Origin of the sequence: Phormidesmis priestleyi ULC007 (genome assembly GCF_001895925.1) — a bacterium.
In the GTDB taxonomy this organism is placed as follows: domain Bacteria; phylum Cyanobacteriota; class Cyanobacteriia; order Leptolyngbyales; family Leptolyngbyaceae; genus Phormidesmis_A; species Phormidesmis_A priestleyi_A.
Map to the genome: position 1 here is coordinate 32887 of NZ_MPPI01000012.1, position 15856 is coordinate 48742.

Sequence of the window (15856 nt, forward strand, 5' to 3'; positions counted from 1 at the left end):
TTGAGAAGTCAGTTCACAGTCAGGTGTTCTTGAAGGAGTTGACGACATTCTGCGATCGGTTTACGCGCCTCCATTGCCGTAACGAGCGCATCATAGGCATCCTGATTTTGTTGCAGCAAATTCTTTGCCTGAAGCGATGCCCACCGCTCTTTTTGCTGAATCTCAGAATTGGGTAAACGCAGTTGTGCTAAAGTCATGCGAAGTTTTTGCAAATCATCTCCGCCCCCTTCGACCGAATCGTATGCCAGCGTTTCAGCAACGCCGCCCGCCATCCAAACTGTGCAGTAGCGATCGACCAACTGCACCGAGAGTTTGCCTGCCTGCAACTGAGTGTCTAATTCCTGGGTGTCAAACTGTACCCCTCCTAGCCCTGGCTGCCCTTGTCGAAACGCTTCCCAAGCGCTGAGGGTGTAGCCAGTCACCGGAATGCCTAACTGCTGCGCGACGAGAAAGTGACCCGCCTCGTGTCTTGCCACCCGCGCCCGGTGAGCCGGAGAAAAGCTCGCCAACCAATCGAGCGCGATCGTGCCGCCTCTTCCCTGCCAGGTAAACGAATCTAGCGTCACGATGCCCAAAATCGTGAAGGTCGCGATCGCCGGAACTGCCGGGGACAGATGAATTAAGGGGCCCAGAATGGTCGTCACCGTCATCGCAAAGATCGAGAGGGCGATGAGATTGAGCGCGCTCGGGTTCATGGCTTTCTCGCCTTATAAAACGTCTCTAAACTTTGGCGATCGCCCACAAATCGCCAGTGCCACGGCTCATAGGTCACGCCTTGGGGATTATTTTTGGGAAACGACAGTTCAAAATTAAAGCGCACCGCATTTTGTTTAAGCCATTTAAACGCAGCCGTTTGATCAAAGGAAGGGCTGAGATTGGTTGCAGGCACGTTGCCATCTCCAACATCGATCGCGTAGCCCGTGTGATGCTCACTATAGCCGGGAGGAGCGCTGACCTCAGCCCGCTGATTAGGCGTTTGCGATCGCTCGGCTTTGACTTCAAAAAACACATGCTGCTGATCACTGAGCGATCGAAACGCCGAAAGTGGAGCCAGAATAATTCCTTCAGCTTGTGCCGCGCCTGACATTTGTCTAAAAGCTTCTGCGGCAGATTTGCGAAGTTTGATGCCCCCATCCCCATTGATCGGTTGCAGTTCGGCTTGTGGCGCTTCTGCGTAGGCAAAATGTCTTAGTAACGTGTCAGGAGAAGGACTTGCACTTGGAGATGCCGCGATCGAGCCAGTCGGCAGAGAAGGACTCGCAGCCGTGATTACACTCGACTGCCGAGCGTTGTAGGCAAACCAACCGCCCGCACCGAGCGCGACGATCGCTGCCAAACCCACCATTAGCCCAACTTGATTAAAACGGGGCTGCGGCTTGGGTTCTACTGTCTCCCGCAAAGCTTCGGGGATGTCGTCTGTAGAGGCAGCCTGATGATTTGGAGGTTTCCCAGGTAGACCATTATTCAAGGGGATGTTTCTTCCTGCACGTTTTAGGTTGCAACCAGCTTAGAGCGTCGAGAAACGCTACCCTGGCAGAGGAGTGGCGGCTAGACAACGCCGATCGTTAAAGCTCAACGGTCATCTGAAGTCAAAGCTTTATCTAGGCTACCCCTAAAGATACCGATTCTCTGTCCAGGAATGCAAATTCATTCCAAATTTATGCCCAATCTTGTTACTCAACTGTTTAATCTCTACTTGCCACTGGTGTGGTGGACGCTTTTGGGTTGGCTGTTTGGGCACTATTTACCCAAAACTGCCCCCACTTATTTAGGTCATTTCTTATTTTGGGTCGGAGTCCCGGTTAGCATTTTGGCGTTTTTGCGGGGGGCTGACCTATCAGGACAGGTTTGGATCGCTCCGATCGTCGCTTGGGTAGCAATTTTATTAGGCGCAGGATTGGCTTGGCTGTGGAGCCTCTATCAACCCACTTGGGACAGACCTACTCAAGGAAGCTTTTTACTGGCTTCAATGGTGGGCAACACAGGCTATTTGGGCTTCCCGGTCGCATTGGCGTTGGGCGGACAACAGCTTTTTGCCTGGGCACTTTTTTATGACATGCTGGGCACCACTTGGGGCGCTTATGGCTTAGGAGTCGTTTTAGCCAGTCGATTAGGACTGGGCACCCAGAGCCGATCGCAGTTGACCCTCGCACTTCTCAAAAATCCAGCCCTTTGGGGCTTTGCACTGGGGCTTGCCGCACGAGACGTTCCCCTCCCTAGCGTTCTAGAAACTGGTTTGCATCAGGCTGGCTGGAGCGCGATCGTGCTTGCCCTGATTTTAATTGGTATGCGCCTCAGTCAGTTGCCGTCGCTATCTCGGCTCAATTCTGCCAGTGTCAGTTTAGGGATCAAAATGATCGTGGTGCCTCTGACCGTGAGTTTGAGCTTACCTTTTTTGCCGATTAGCGAAGCAGAAAAGCACACGATCGTGCTGCAAATGGCCATGCCTCCCGCCTTTGCAACATTGGTTCTAGCAGAAACCTATGGGTTAGACAAAAATCTCGCGGTCACGTCTCTCGCGGTTGGCTCGATCGGACTACTCCTCATACTCCCGGTTTGGCTCTGGCTGTTTAGCCTTTAACCTGCCCAGCTCACCCCATCATCCGCAGGCAATGACGGCAGAGGCTTGCGCTCGTTTGGAAGCACAGAAGACGATTTTGCGGCGATGCTGGGAGGAGTCGGCTTGACGATCGCGGCGCTCACCAGATCAGGGCTGAGAGACTTTTGCTGAGATGCTCTTGCAGCGCGCTGTTCGGGGTCAACAATTTTTTTGATTAAATAATCTAAAGTCTGTTGCTTAATCCAGCCTCGTGCCACAAGCACTTCACCAAAGCGCATATCATCCATGATCTTTTGATCATTCAGCGCGACATCGATCTGGGCCTGAGTGATTAGCCCTGCCTCAATCAGATAGCAGCCAAGACGCTTCACTGGTTCGTTTCTATCTCTCATCTTTACCCAAAGAGAAATCTTGCTTGTAGTGACATCAACATAGCCTCTATCAGAGAATAGTTGAAGTGATTTTGCTCACGTTGTAGACGGACGATCGCTCTAGTCAGTACTACTGAGAACATCTGCCCTAGCTTTACGTCAAGTTCGTTAAGCTATTTTGACTCATAGAGTTGCTGTAAAGTTCCCACCTTTATACTTAAAAGCTGTGAATTAAATTAGGACGCAGATTTACATACGGGCATGGCACGGCAGCGCCCATTCGACATTGAAAATAACCGACATTACTTAATTTACGATCTTAAATTACGATCTTAAATATAGTCAGGCAGACTGAAACTCGCCCATCATTTTCACTTCTGTCTCTAGCAAAAGCGACCAGCGCTGATGCACCTGCTGCTGCACAAACCGAATCAGTTGAAAAATGTCACTCGCCGTCGCACCCCCGCAGTTGAGAATAAAATTTGCATGACGCTGTGCGACCTGAGCGCCCCCAATTTGATGCCCCTTTAACCCTGTCTGCTCAATTAGCCAACCCGCTTTATAAGCGCCAGGGTTGCGAAACACGCTGCCACAACTGGGCATGTTATAAGGCTGAGTTGTTAGTCTTTGGTGCTTGTGGTGACTCGTCACGCCTAAAACCTCAGCAGGGTTAGCACCAGGTCTGAGTTGAAACGTTGCCTGAGTCACGAGCCGTCGCAAAGCAGTTTTCTCTTCAGAGTATCCGCCTTGCAAGGCAGACGTGCGATAGCGATAATTTAGCGCTTGAGGGGTGAGAATCTCAAACTGTCCATTGGGAAGCAAGATCTGCGCTTCGACCAAAATATCTGCGATCGAGTCTCCATGAGCACCTGCGTTCATGACGACAGCTCCGCCGACCGTGCCCGGAATGCCCACCGCCCACTCAAAGCCTTGCCAGCCGAGATCAGCTAGCTGCCATGCCAGACGAGGCAATGGCTTACCCGCTCCGACTGTTACCTGTCCGGTAGCTTGATCAAAGTGGCTGTGGCGTAGATGACGAGTTGAGATCACGAGACCGGGAAGCCCACGATCGCTAATCAACAAGTTTGACCCTGCGCCCAGCATCGTGGTTGCCAACCCCTGAAGCTCTGCCCACTCAAGGCTGGCTTGCAGTTCTTCAAGATGACGCGGCGCAATGTACCACTCTGCCGGGCCACCGACCCGGAAGGACGTAAGCGTCGCTAAAGGAACATTTGCTTTTAGCAAGCTGTCAGTGCCAGGAAGGGGAATGGTCTGAATGTCGCTGGTTTTCGCGAGTGCTCTAGAGAGGGTGCTGCGAGTTGAGAAGTCTGATTGGTGAGCAGCGCGAGAAGTTCGGGGATCGCTTGAAAGAGTCATAGTAATTTTAGGTGTGTGAATGCTCCAACTGGAGACCCCGATGGATCTCGTGCCTAGGATCTAAAGATAAGAAGGTTGTGCCATAACCTTAAGAGCGGTGGCACCGTTCCAAAGACGAGTCTTGTTCGACACCCTGCTGATATGACATCACTTCTGGGATGATTTGATTCAAATTTCCTGCACCCAAGAAAAGAGTCAAGTCTCCAGGAGCCAGCGTTTCCCCTAAAAAATGGCTGATCGATCGCAGCGAAGGCTGATAGTGAACGTTGGGGTGATGCTTGGCAATCAGATCTGCCATCTGCTGACCATTAATCTGCCCTAAATCGGGTTCTCCAGCACTATAGATATCGCTGACAATGACGACATCTGCTTCGGCAAACGATCCGGCAAACTCTGTCAAAAACGTGAGGACACGACTGTAGCGATGCGGCTGGAAAACCGCCACAACTCGACGTTTAGACGCAGTTAACCTGGCGTGAATTTGGGCAGATGAAAGGGTGGCTCGAATCTCACTGGGATGGTGGGCATAGTCATCCACAAACAGAATGTCGTTGACAGCACCCCGATGCTCAAACCGCCGACGAGCACCTTCAAAATTGACGATCGCGGCGGCAATCACCGAAAACTCTAACCCCAAGAGCCGACCGACCGCGACGGCTGCCAAAGCGTTACTGAGATTATGCTCACCCAGAAGTTTAATCTTTAACTGTCCTAACGGCTGCCCGCGCTCGTAGATTTGGGCAGTCGTGCCCTCTGCATGATAGAGAATCTGAACGGCAGTATAGTCAGCTTCAGATTCAGCGCGAAGGCTATAGCTAATGCTGGGCTTGAGGCGATCGCGCACCGTCTCGCAGTCAATGCTGCCGATCACCGTGTGACAATGACTCGAAAACGTTTGAAACGTCTCGACCACTTGCTCTAAGCTGCTGTAGTGGTCGGTGTGATCGAGTTCAATATTGGTGATGATGCCAATGTGGGGAGAAAACTTAACCAGCGAGCCGTCTGACTCATCGGCTTCTGCAACGAGATAGCGACCTTGCCCTTGCCGGGCGTTGCCTTTCCAGGCGTGAACTTCACCACCGACAATAATGGTGGGGTCAAGCCCTGCCATCAACAGCATATAGCTGATTAAGCTGCTCGTCGTAGTTTTGCCATGAGTTCCGGCAACGGCGATGCTCTGATAATCGGCAATCAGGGCTGCCAAAATATCTGAGCGGTGAAAGATTGGACACCCTAGCTCGATCGCCGCTCGATATTCAGGGTTGGCGGCGTTAATTGCGGTAGAGCAGACAACCTGCGGCAAAACCAGAGTCGATTTGCAGTCTGATAATCGACTTTTTACAGATGGCGCAGGAGTCGCACCCTTCACAGAAGCAAAACTGATGGCACCCGCAGGAGTCAAATCAACTTGAGACTTAAAGAACTCAAGATTAGACGCATCTTGACGATCAAAAATATGGGCACCTAATTCTTCGAGGCGCTCCGTAATATGGCTTAAGCGAACATCAGAACCGGAAACAGGCAGCTTACGCTTGGTTAAAACATAAGCGAGGGCTGACATTCCAATCCCACCAATTCCAATAAAATGAAATGGTCTGCCGCTGAAATCAACGGAATTCAGCATCTTAGCTCCTTACACACCACACCAATAACACGCGCTATCATATCAAGGATTGCTTTTTCACGGTATAGCTAAATGAGAATTTCTTTCTCTTTGAATTCAAAACCGCGAAATTGCCTTTTTGATTAACTGAACCAGAAATTCAATTTTCCCAACTCCTTTAGCTGATAAACATCAGCAGCGACATTGACCCGATAACTACACCCCGAAGTCAGTGAATTCCTGATAAAAATTCATCAGGTTCTAAGAGGTTTTTAGAGTTGAAATGAGTCGTCATTCAAAATAGCCTAAATTATTCAAATCAGCACACTTATAAAAAAAATAATGCTGTAGTCTTGCTGATTGCGGAGGACACCCTAAGCCAACCGACGCTTGATCGAGTGATCTGGTCAGAAGCGATCGCAGATGACCTGGCTGGCGATCGTTGGTCATCTCGCTTTTTCTGTCACAGATATTGAATCGAGCCGCTCAGGATACTCCTAATCTGGTTTCCAAAGGGGTGAGAGCATACATCTCGTCTCACCGTTTCTACGAATAGTCAAGCATTTTCTCAATTTCTGACCCTATGATCCCCGACTCCTGATCCCTCTTTTCCAGCCCTTGTTTTCCTCTAATAATTTCTTTACCTTTTACGATATGATGTGTCTCATCAATAGGTATTTATCTACAGAGGGCAACCGCAGTCATGAGAGTAGCGATTAACGGCTTTGGACGCATCGGGCGAAACTTCATGCGTTGCTGGGCGGGCAGGGAGAACAGTCAGATAGAAGTAGTCGCCATTAACGATACCTCTGACCCCAAAACAAACGCTCATTTGCTGACTTATGACACGATGTTGGGCAAGTTCAATGCCGATGTCAGCGCCGATGAAAACACCATCACCGTCAACGGTCATGTGATTAAGTGTACGAGCGATCGCAACCCAGAAAACTTGCCTTGGAAAGATTGGGGAATCGATTTAATCATCGAATCTACTGGCGTGTTCATCAGCAAAGAAGGTGCATCTAAGCACATCAATGCTGGCGCGAAAAAAGTTTTGATCACCGCTCCTGGTAAAGGCGACGATGGCACTTTTGTGGTCGGCGTAAACCATCAAGATTATGACCATCACAAGCACAACATTATTAGTAATGCAAGCTGCACCACTAACTGTCTTGCCCCCGTTGCCAAAGTCATTCACGAAAATTTTGGCATCATCAAAGGCACAATGACCACGACTCACAGCTACACAGGCGACCAACGCTTGCTAGATGCGAGTCACCGCGATCCGCGTCGGGCACGGGCTGCCGCAATGAACATTGTTCCCACGTCTACGGGCGCGGCAAAAGCTGTGGCTCTGGTGCTACCTGAATTGGCAGGCAAGCTGAACGGCATTGCAATGCGGGTTCCAACTCCGAATGTGTCGGTGGTTGATTTGGTCGTTCAGGTTGAGAAAGCGACGATCGCCGAGCAGGTCAATGAAGTGCTGAGAGCCGCCGCAGAAGGCCCAATGAAAGGAATTCTCAAGTATTGCGATCTGCCGTTAGTGTCGAGTGACCATGCCGGGACAGATGAGTCTTCGATCATTGACGCAGCGCTCACGATGGTGATGGGCGGTGACATGGTGAAGGTGATCGCCTGGTATGACAACGAGTGGGGCTATAGCCAACGGGTAGTTGACTTGGCTGAAATTGTGGCTCAAAAATGGGTTGCTTAAGATCGGTTAGACATTAGCTTGAACGCCCTCAATTTCCGTTGGAGTTGGGGGTTTTCTATATCGTTGAGTTAGCAGACGAGAAATTGCCTCAGGCGGTTCTTTTGCAATCATTGGAACCCTTCCTGGTATTGCAATCGGGGCAGAGTAAGCGCAGATTCTTCACACAGGTCGCTAATTCTGGAAACTTAGAGAGGGGCTGAACGTGATCAATGTGAGAGCCTTTAACTTGAATCACAAAGCTACAACTAGCACAGCAGCCGCGTTGACGCTTGTGTTGCTTCTCTTTCCACATTTTTCCGTCTTCTGTTGCTTTCCAACGCTCAAACTTTGCGCGAGGTGAATAGTACTGCCTGATTTCTTGTACATCTTTCTCAAAATCTTTGGTTCGTTGATCTAGCTTATTTTTGAGCAATATTAAGCTACGTGCTAAGTCTGAGAAGTCGGGGAATGAATGAGGAGGTGTACTCATGTTGTCTCAGGTTTGGTATGAGATTTTACTTTGATTTCGGCATCTATCTTCAGAGCAGCTAACGAGGAATTCGTTTTTGAAATTGTGGTCATCAGTTCTCGCGTCATTCGACTGAGTTCGGGATCAGTCGAAGTACCAAAAGCAACAGGAACAACATTTCCGATCAAATCTAGCAAGATATCTAAAGCTGTCTTGAGAGTCTCGCGAGTTGTAGCCTTGATTCTCGATCGCTGCATATACTGCCGCAGCGAACCTATAACTTCAGCAGCAGAATATAAGTAGGTAGAGCCTTGCTGCGTAGAAGGTTTCAATACCTTCGTGATGGCAGCTGCATGGTAGAGCGATAACCCAAGTCCGCGAAGCTGTTTTCGCGTTACGGTCTTGAGTTCTGAAGAAGGTTTTGGCATCGTGAGTTTAACAGGCAAATAGATTTACATGGTTTTTGATGAATCGTCTTCGTCTTGCAAATATTCGTTGTATGAAGTTAACAAAGCCTCAATCCAAGCATCTCTCAATCCAATTTTTTGAGCGATTTTGTAAACACGACTGATAATTCCAACAAACTGACTACGTTGGAGATTCAGATCTTCCTCATATTGTTCAACTTTTTTAGCGTGGGTAATTTTTATTTTTTCGATTTCATTCGTCTTTTTAGTAACTTGAGCTTTCTGAGCAGCTTGCTTACGTTGTCGCTCAGATAGTACTTCACCTGCATAGTCAGCTAAAGTCAAAGCTAGGGTAAATTCGTCGTCATCCGCGACTAAATCGAGGTTGACTCCAATCGATTCATAAGCTCGTTTAGCATCTTCCCGTGTCCAGCCAAGCTTCACCGCAAAATCAATCGCCCGTTTTTTAGAAACCATGAGACACTGCCTATTTCAAAGCCTGTTACCACTCAAATATACTGTCAACAGGGTATGACACCAGGATTCCCAAAGCCAATGAAGTTGAATCAATAAATTATCTGTTTCTAAGCCGATCAAACGAACTACTGCCGTATCGATTTGAAAGAGATCGTTCCATAGAATCTAAATGCGTTAGAAATTGCACTCAAGCTTCGCTGCGGTAGAAGAGCAAACGATCGCGCTAGTCTTTCAATTACACAATGAGCCGATCGCTGCCAGCAAGTGTATCTCTGATTTGCAAACCAAAATTAAACAGAATACTCTCTCGGTTGTCGCTACTTGCCAATCTCAAGCCGAATTGGACTTCATCTTTCCCGAAATCACTCGCATTCATCACCAAGATTTGCAGGTTTTAGAAGTGTGGCAAACTCAAATTGATGTAATCCAAGCCCTTTCACCTAGCGAATTACAGCAGCTTCCTGATCTGAGCCTTGAAGAGTTTGACGCGATCGAGCCTGAGATTTTACAAATCCCTCCAGAAGTGGCACTGTATGAAACGCTGCGATCTCAAACTGATTTTCGGGGATTGCGGGATCAATTACGCTTCATGATCAAGCCTGAGTCACGGCAAGAATATGAGGTGGAGATCGGTCATCTAGCTCCTAAAGCGGGTTACCCGGCACTTGTGCCGTCGAACTGGCAAGAGGCTTCAGATTTAACCGTTGCTAATCTCTACTGGTATTTCAAAAATCTTAAAAGTGCCTAACTCGATCGGAGTTGAGGGCTTTTTTGTAGGTTGAATTATGTTAGCTTCGAGAAGCAAGGTTGAGGGGTTGATTAGTATTCCTACATCAGAGCAGAAAACGCAGTGCTACTTGTTGTGCTGCCGATTCACCAAATTCTACCTGCCTGTGAATATAGTCCGATTTGATGAACGTACAGGGAACATATTCTTTCTAGCCGGTGAAGAGAACGATATCGAAATCTACCCCAACGGCAAATGGAGGTACATCAGATGAGCCAGCCAAACTTTCAAGCGATGAGTCAGAAAGATTTACGTGATTATGTTCTCGCTCATCGAGACGATCAAGATGCATTCTACGCTTATGTAGACAGGCTTCATGCTGAGGGTAATTGGGTTGAGATGCCTGCCCTTCAGTCAGAGCAAGATCTAGAGAATTATCCTGAGTTCACAGAGCATATTCGTAAGAGTTCTGAAAGACGAAACAATCCAGCTTAAAAGCTTCTTTAAAGATGAAATTTGACTTCACCAAGATGACGAAAGTTGAGCTACGGGCTTACGTTGTTGCACATCCTAATGATCAGGCAGCCTTTTATGCGTTTGTTGATCGCTTCACATCCGATGCATCTCCGGCAATGTCCACCCCGATCGCATCTCAGGCAGATGTTGAGGCGATCGCAAAGCTAGTTGAACAAAAAGTAGAACAAACGAAGATGAGCTAGTCGCTACTAAAGTGCTGGAAGCCTTGCTCTAGGGTCAAAATCTCATCGGGTGTTTCTTGAGTGAAATCGATGACGCGAATATCGGAATCAGACGTAATGGTGCCGACGATCGCCGCTGCTCCTCCCAATCGCTCCACTAACTTTTGAGCCGCTGACCTCTGCAAACACAGAACTAACTCAAAATCTTCTCCACCGTAAAGCGCCCACTTCATCGCCTTTTCTGAAGAAGCCCATCGTTTCAAAGCGGGATGAATCGGGATTTTTTGACGATCGAGCCGCGCCCCAACTCCACTCGCTCGACAAATTTGCACGATCGCGTCTGCCAGTCCATCGCTGCTATCCATTCCAGAAATCCGTGTTTCAGGAAGACTCGGAAGGATATCTAATCGAGGGTTAGGATATTGATGCGCCTGGATTAATGAGATGCGATCGTCCTGACTCAATTCCTGACCCAATTCAGGATGCAGCAAGAGTTCTAATCCTGCGCGGGAAGAACCGTGAAAACCCGTGACTAAGATTGCGTCTCCGGGTTGGGCGGTGGCACGGCGAATCACTCTCGTAGGATCGACTTGTCCAAAGGCGGTGATGGCAACGGTGATTACGGGCGATCGACAAAGATCACCTCCCACAATTACGGTTCCATACTTCTGCAAACAGCCCGTAATGCCGCGATACAAATCTTCCACCCAACTCACTAAAACTTCACCTGGCAGTCCCAACCCAACAGTGATTCCTAACGGTGAAGCCCCCATTGCGGCGAGATCGGAGAGATTTGCCGCCGCCGATCGCCACCCAACTGATTCAGGTGGGGTAGTCTGATTGCTGAAGTGAACGCGATCGACCAACACATCGGAGGTGACAACGAGCAGCATTCCGGATTCGGTAGGCAACACAGCCGCATCGTCACCTACTACAGTTGACGGACAAAAGGACTGCACTCGCTTTAGCAGTCCCTGTTCTCCAAGGTTTTGAACCGTCAGAGAATCGCTCATCTAAGCGGCTTTGGGTTCAACTAGGTTGTCTAAGCCATCTACAACTTTCATGGACTCGATCGTGTCTCCGGCTTTCAATTTTTCCAGCACTTCTCGCCCTTCTGTCACAAATCCAAAGATCGCATAGCGACCGTCGAGTAAGTTTAAGCCTGCGGGGGTAAGTTCTGGCTCAAATAAGAAGAAGAAAAACTGAGAAGAACCGCCGTTGGGGTCTTCACCCGGACGAGCCATCGCCAAAGCGCCATACGCTGAGAAGGGTAGAACAGGCTGATCTAAATAGCGTCCTGCATCTTCTAAGGTGATGCCATAAAGTGGCTCCTTGTCGCCTTTCACCAAAATCTCTAGGGGAACAGAACGATATTTTTTAGTTGCGGGATCGATAAAGCCAACCTCAGATCCTGGCGGGTCGCCGATTTGCAGCACATAAGAATCTTCGGCTCTCGTAAATTTCAAGCCATCGTAAAAGCCACGCTGCACGAGATCCACAAAATTTCCAGCCGTGACTGGGGCGCTATAGCCATCGAGAACGATCGTCAAATCACCGTGATCTGTTTTGGCGACAACGGTAGCACGTCCCTTAAGTTGAGGCAGATTGCTATATGCTTCGGGCACCTCATAAGGAAACTTTTGCACCATCAATTCTTCGAGACGTGAAACTAGAGTTAGCAAATCCGAACGCTGCGATCGTGTCTGCTCTTTATCTTTCGCTTCTGCACTGGTTTGAAGTTGCTCAACGCCCGTCTTTAATTTTTCAATAATTGCCTCTGCTTGAGGTTTTTTGTCATCAGGAATGGATGCCAATAGTTGAGCGGGACGATCGTTCAAAATGCTATACGCCTGTTTGATATCGCTAACCACAGATCCCCAACGACGATTGGCCCGCAGTTGGGTGGTGATATCTTCTAGGCTAGATTGCAGCTTGCGAACCTCAGAATTATCGATCGGCAATGAGTAGCGAAGCAGCGCTTCTGGGTTGACGATCGGATTTCCAGGCGGCAATGCCTGAGCCGGGAGACTCCATCCCCACAGGCTTAGACAAACCATCGCGATCGCCATCCCTTTGAGCAAGCCACCTTTCAGCCAACCCAGACCTTGAGTGAGTGTCAAACGATTCCAAAAAGACATAATCTCTTTCCCCGCGTGCTTTAAAACCCCTTTTCGATTGTGCCATGTTAGGGGTCGGTGCTTTGTGGTGAATCGTGACGAACAACCCCAATCAAAAGCGATTAAAAACGATCGCTGGGCGGTAAAATAAAGTGCCGAACATTCTCCCCCACTGTCATCACTCATGATTTCTAGTAATGATTTTCGACCTGGCGTAAGTATTGAGTTAGACGGAGCCGTCTGGCGAGTGATCAGCTTTTTGCACGTAAAGCCAGGCAAAGGATCGGCATTCGTCAGAACTGAGCTAAAGAATGTCCGCACCGGGAAAACATTAGAACGAACCTTTCGTGCAGGGGAGTCGGTGCCGCAAGCCAATCTTGAAAAAAGCACGATGCAGCATACCTATAAAGACGGCGATCAATATGTCTTTATGGATATGGAAACCTTTGAAGAAGGGCAACTCAGCGTGTCTCAAATCGGTGAGCGCGTCAAATATCTCAAAGAAGGCATGGAAGTCAACGTGATCAAATGGGGCGAACAAGTCTTAGAGGTTGAACTGCCTAACACGGTCGTGCTCGAAGTTACGCAAGCCGATCCGGGCGTTAAAGGCGATACGGCAACAGGCAGCACTAAACCCGCGATCGTCGAAACGGGCGCTCAAGTCATGGTGCCTCTCTTCATCACGGTCGGAGAAAAGATTAAAGTCGATACCCGCGATGATTCTTACCTGGGTCGAGAAAATTAACAGGTGGCTTGTGGCGCTTGGTTAGTCGCGGAGACTGAAGACTACTAACTGCCGACTACTCACTCATCACCCATGCCTACATAAATGGAGCAATCACACTGTGCCACTGGACTTAAGCGAACTTCGCGAACTGCTCACGGCTCTCAATCAAACTGATATTGCGGAGTTGATCTTAAAAAGTGAAGATTTTGAGTTGACCGTTCGTCGAGGGTCGCGATCGGGTTCAGGACAAGCCGATCTGATCGGGTCGAGAGAGACGCTGACCGTCACCCCGATCGTCACGCCTCTCCCCACACCAGATCTGTCGAGAGGCACGGCTGACACTCCCAATGGCGCTCCTTCTAGCCAATCGGCTCCACCCCCTAGTAACGATCGCTTAGTCGAAATTCTTTCCCCGATGGTGGGCACATTCTACCGCTCTCCAGCACCCGACGAGGCACCGTTCGTCAATGTCGGCGATCGCATTCGCTCTGGGCAAACGGTGTGCATTATCGAAGCAATGAAGCTGTTGAATGAGATAGATGCTGAAGTCTCTGGAGAAATCGTTGAGATTCTGGTGCAAAACTTGCAGCCTGTAGAATATGGGCAACCTCTAATGCGGGTTAACCCTGTGTAATTTCCTATCTTTGATCGCTCCCCATGAGCGGTAAAGTTAATATAAATCGCTGATAGTTTGGGAGCAGCAAATATGCTGACATTTATTCTTGCTTTAGGGGTCGGCTTAGGCAGTTTTGCCCTTTACCTAGCTGCGTTCTTTTATCCAGAACTTCATCGTAAAGGAGATCTGGTGTGGAGTGGAGTGGGCTTATTTTACGCCCTTGTGCTGTGGGTTTGTGCAGAACGAATTACGGGTGGCGTTTTGCTGGGGCAAATGGCGAGTGTCTCGCTGATTGGCTGGCTCGGTTGGCAAACTCTGGTGGCTCGATCGGCGCAAACTCCCGCAGAGCAGCGATCGACGACTGGAGATCTATCCACCGATCTGCAAGCCGGGCTAAACCGAGTGCTTTCGCCTGAAAACACCGCTAAGGTTAAGCAGCAATTTACAAATTTGCGCGATCGGGCACAGTCGCTGATCAACAAAACCCCTCAACCGCAGAATTCTGCCGAGACTCAAACCCCTCAAGTCTATGAGCCTCTGAAGCCAGAAGATTTTGGCACTCCCCCGACAACCGTAGACGCGACGACATCCTCTGCAACACCCGCTCCACAGGTTCCGTCTTCCACACCTGTGGCACCTCAACCTGCATCCTCGCCCCAACAAAACCCATTAGCTGCTCTCACTGAGGCTGCTAAATCGGTGCTTGCCAGCTTTAACAAGCCCAAGAAAAATACGGCGACCTACGTGAGAAAGGATTTTCGTGACGCAACGCCTTCTGTGCAAGAAGATGCCGATGATTTTGAGGAAGACGACCAGACCGCTACATCTGAAGCGCCTCCCCAGCCTCCTGTTTTGAGTGATGAAAATGCCACTTCTGATTCGACCATTCCTTCTGATGAGATCATGTTAGAAGAGATGGAGTTTGAAGCGAAGCGAGCAGCAGAAACCGCGCAGTCAGAAGCAGAAGGGCTTCAGCCGATTCCTCCTAAACCGCCCACGCCTGATTTAGTCGAAGCGGCGATCGCCGATGCCGAAGAAAAGCACCTCCCTGCCGACCCGCCTGAAACCGCTCAATCTGACGAGTAGACTTAAAAAGAAGGCAATAAAAAAGGCTTGGAAAATTCCAAGCCTCATCCTCTCTCATTGATTGTTAAGCGAGTTTAACTGACCTTATTGAGCCGACTTTTGCGCTTGCGAAGCGACGCTGCTCCTAGCGTGCCGACTGCCAGCAGACCCAACATTGATGCAGGCTCTGGTACAGACTTGATGCCAATGGTGTCTGCAACTGACCCTTTGGTTCGGAAAATGGTATACAAACTGTTATCTGCCTTTCTGCCAGTGCCATTGGTCGTAGTGTTTAGAAACTCAGCAGTCTTTGTCACTTCTGAAATTTGTCCCCACGGCGCTGTGGTGCCGTCATTGAGACCTCGGCTCTTAGAAGATAGCCAATTTGCGTTTTGAATTTCCCAGTTCAGTTCAGAGTTGGAGGGAGTATTTCCAAAGTCCCCTGGATTGGCTGCTTTTTGAGTGATCACATACTCCCAAGCGTCAGGTTTTGACAGCAGCTCATAGCCTTTGTCTCCACCCCCAAGATTGAATTGACCAACCCAAGATTCATCTACACTCTGATCGTCCCATACGACCACATAGAGATACTCTTGCTTGCTCATCTTAAAGTCCCAAGATTCTGCATGAGACCAGTTGTATCCACCTGTGCTACCGTTTGGGCCTTTTTCGTTTCTACCCACAAAGTTCAAAACGCTACCATTTTTGTCTCCGTGAAACAAACCGTAGTGATTATCGGCAGTGAGGGTGGCTTTGACCGAAAGATCAGCAGCAGACGAAAGGGCAGCCGCAGAGGCTTGACTAACCGAAAGAGTGGCGATGCCGACTGACGCGATGGCTCCGGCAAGTAAACATTTCATTGAGGTCAACATAGACTAGCTTCTCTAAGCTTGTGTTTCACTGCCATGTTGCCATTGAGAGAGCAAGCTGTATAAATTCTTACCAAGAA

At 49.1% G+C, this 15856-nt stretch carries 20 protein-coding genes; 9 read left to right on the plus strand and 11 right to left on the minus strand.

Going from position 1 to position 15856, the window contains the following annotated elements; all coding sequences use genetic code 11:
* Window positions 1–8: 8 nt before the first annotated feature.
* The gene (locus BRW63_RS12555) at window positions 9–695 is read right to left on the minus strand and encodes an ATP-dependent Zn protease (RefSeq protein WP_073071613.1); all 687 of its coding nucleotides are present in this window, start codon (window positions 693–695) and stop codon (window positions 9–11) included.
* On the minus strand, window positions 692–1468 hold the full coding sequence (locus BRW63_RS12560) for a M15 family metallopeptidase (protein ID WP_073071615.1): 777 nt from the start codon (window positions 1466–1468) through the stop codon (window positions 692–694). The genes BRW63_RS12555 and BRW63_RS12560 overlap by 4 nt, the downstream gene beginning before the upstream one ends.
* Window positions 1469–1660: 192 nt before the next feature.
* Here BRW63_RS12560 and BRW63_RS12565 point away from each other — a divergent pair, with 192 nt between their 5' ends.
* Window positions 1661–2581: an AEC family transporter gene (locus BRW63_RS12565; RefSeq protein WP_073071801.1), complete on the plus strand. Its 921-nt coding sequence runs from the start codon at window positions 1661–1663 to the stop codon at window positions 2579–2581.
* On the opposite strand, the gene BRW63_RS12570 is transcribed toward BRW63_RS12565, so the two are convergent.
* From BRW63_RS12570 to murC, 3 genes are all read right to left on the minus strand, one after another.
* Window positions 2578–2931, minus strand: coding sequence for a hypothetical protein (locus BRW63_RS12570; protein ID WP_106253988.1), 354 nt, complete (start codon window positions 2929–2931; stop codon window positions 2578–2580). The two genes, BRW63_RS12565 and BRW63_RS12570, sit on opposite strands and share 4 nt — an antisense overlap.
* Before the next feature lie 342 nt (window positions 2932–3273).
* The gene (gene murB / locus BRW63_RS12575) at window positions 3274–4308 is read right to left on the minus strand and encodes a UDP-N-acetylmuramate dehydrogenase (protein ID WP_083582894.1); all 1035 of its coding nucleotides are present in this window, start codon (window positions 4306–4308) and stop codon (window positions 3274–3276) included.
* A gap of 88 nt (window positions 4309–4396) precedes the next feature.
* The gene (murC, locus tag BRW63_RS12580; RefSeq protein WP_073071618.1) at window positions 4397–5932 is read right to left on the minus strand and encodes a UDP-N-acetylmuramate--L-alanine ligase; all 1536 of its coding nucleotides are present in this window, start codon (window positions 5930–5932) and stop codon (window positions 4397–4399) included.
* Window positions 5933–6614: 682 nt separating this feature from the next.
* Here murC and BRW63_RS12585 point away from each other — a divergent pair.
* Window positions 6615–7625 (plus strand): type I glyceraldehyde-3-phosphate dehydrogenase, encoded by a 1011-nt coding sequence (locus BRW63_RS12585; RefSeq protein WP_073071620.1) that lies wholly within the window; start codon window positions 6615–6617, stop codon window positions 7623–7625.
* An 88-nt stretch (window positions 7626–7713) separates the two neighbouring features.
* Here BRW63_RS12585 and BRW63_RS12590 read toward each other — a convergent pair whose 3' ends face one another.
* Genes BRW63_RS12590 through BRW63_RS12600 form a run of 3 tightly spaced genes read right to left on the minus strand, consistent with a single transcriptional unit; the run spans window position 7714 to window position 8957 of the window.
* Window positions 7714–8094, minus strand: coding sequence for an HNH endonuclease (locus BRW63_RS12590; protein ID WP_083582895.1), 381 nt, complete (start codon window positions 8092–8094; stop codon window positions 7714–7716).
* Window positions 8091–8501 carry a hypothetical protein gene (locus BRW63_RS12595; RefSeq protein ID WP_073071623.1) on the minus strand — a complete coding sequence of 137 codons (411 nt, stop codon included), beginning with the start codon at window positions 8499–8501 and terminating at the stop codon, window positions 8091–8093. Before BRW63_RS12595 ends, BRW63_RS12590 begins: the two co-directional genes overlap by 4 nt.
* Window positions 8502–8525: 24 nt before the next feature.
* The gene (locus BRW63_RS12600) at window positions 8526–8957 is read right to left on the minus strand and encodes a hypothetical protein (RefSeq protein WP_073071625.1); all 432 of its coding nucleotides are present in this window, start codon (window positions 8955–8957) and stop codon (window positions 8526–8528) included.
* 181 nt (window positions 8958–9138) lie between these two features.
* Between BRW63_RS12600 and BRW63_RS12605 the strand changes: the two genes are divergently transcribed.
* Genes BRW63_RS12605 through BRW63_RS12620 form a run of 4 tightly spaced genes read left to right on the plus strand, consistent with a single transcriptional unit; the run spans window position 9139 to window position 10403 of the window.
* Entirely contained in the window at window positions 9139–9705 is a 567-nt protein-coding gene (locus BRW63_RS12605) for a hypothetical protein (protein WP_073071626.1), read from the plus strand.
* 37 nt (window positions 9706–9742) lie between these two features.
* Entirely contained in the window at window positions 9743–9958 is a 216-nt protein-coding gene (locus BRW63_RS29945; RefSeq protein WP_073071628.1) for a DUF6888 family protein, read from the plus strand.
* Complete coding sequence (locus tag BRW63_RS12615; RefSeq protein ID WP_073071630.1) at window positions 9955–10179, plus strand: DUF6887 family protein; 225 nt, start codon at window positions 9955–9957, stop codon at window positions 10177–10179. The genes BRW63_RS29945 and BRW63_RS12615 overlap by 4 nt, the downstream gene beginning before the upstream one ends.
* Before the next feature lie 14 nt (window positions 10180–10193).
* Window positions 10194–10403, plus strand: a complete 210-nt coding sequence (locus tag BRW63_RS12620; protein ID WP_073071632.1) for a DUF6887 family protein — start codon at window positions 10194–10196, stop codon at window positions 10401–10403.
* Here BRW63_RS12620 and thiL read toward each other — a convergent pair.
* Both thiL and BRW63_RS12630 read right to left on the minus strand, forming a co-directional pair.
* A complete protein-coding gene (gene thiL, locus BRW63_RS12625; RefSeq protein WP_073071634.1) occupies window positions 10400–11395 on the minus strand; it encodes a thiamine-phosphate kinase in 996 nt (331 codons plus the stop codon). The genes BRW63_RS12620 and thiL overlap by 4 nt on opposite strands.
* Window positions 11396–12520 (minus strand): peptidylprolyl isomerase, encoded by a 1125-nt coding sequence (locus BRW63_RS12630; protein WP_073071804.1) that lies wholly within the window; start codon window positions 12518–12520, stop codon window positions 11396–11398.
* 163 nt (window positions 12521–12683) lie between these two features.
* Here BRW63_RS12630 and efp point away from each other — a divergent pair, with 163 nt between their 5' ends.
* From efp to BRW63_RS12645, 3 genes are all read left to right on the plus strand, one after another.
* Window positions 12684–13244, plus strand: coding sequence for an elongation factor P (efp, locus tag BRW63_RS12635; protein ID WP_073071636.1), 561 nt, complete (start codon window positions 12684–12686; stop codon window positions 13242–13244).
* A gap of 100 nt (window positions 13245–13344) precedes the next feature.
* Window positions 13345–13860, plus strand: coding sequence for an acetyl-CoA carboxylase biotin carboxyl carrier protein (gene accB, locus BRW63_RS12640; RefSeq protein WP_073071638.1), 516 nt, complete (start codon window positions 13345–13347; stop codon window positions 13858–13860).
* A 72-nt stretch (window positions 13861–13932) separates the two neighbouring features.
* Window positions 13933–14928 carry a Ycf66 family protein gene (locus tag BRW63_RS12645; protein ID WP_073071639.1) on the plus strand — a complete coding sequence of 332 codons (996 nt, stop codon included), beginning with the start codon at window positions 13933–13935 and terminating at the stop codon, window positions 14926–14928.
* A 74-nt stretch (window positions 14929–15002) separates the two neighbouring features.
* Here BRW63_RS12645 and BRW63_RS12650 read toward each other — a convergent pair whose 3' ends face one another.
* Complete coding sequence (locus tag BRW63_RS12650) at window positions 15003–15779, minus strand: PEP-CTERM sorting domain-containing protein (protein ID WP_073071641.1); 777 nt, start codon at window positions 15777–15779, stop codon at window positions 15003–15005.
* Window positions 15780–15856: the final 77 nt, after the last annotated feature.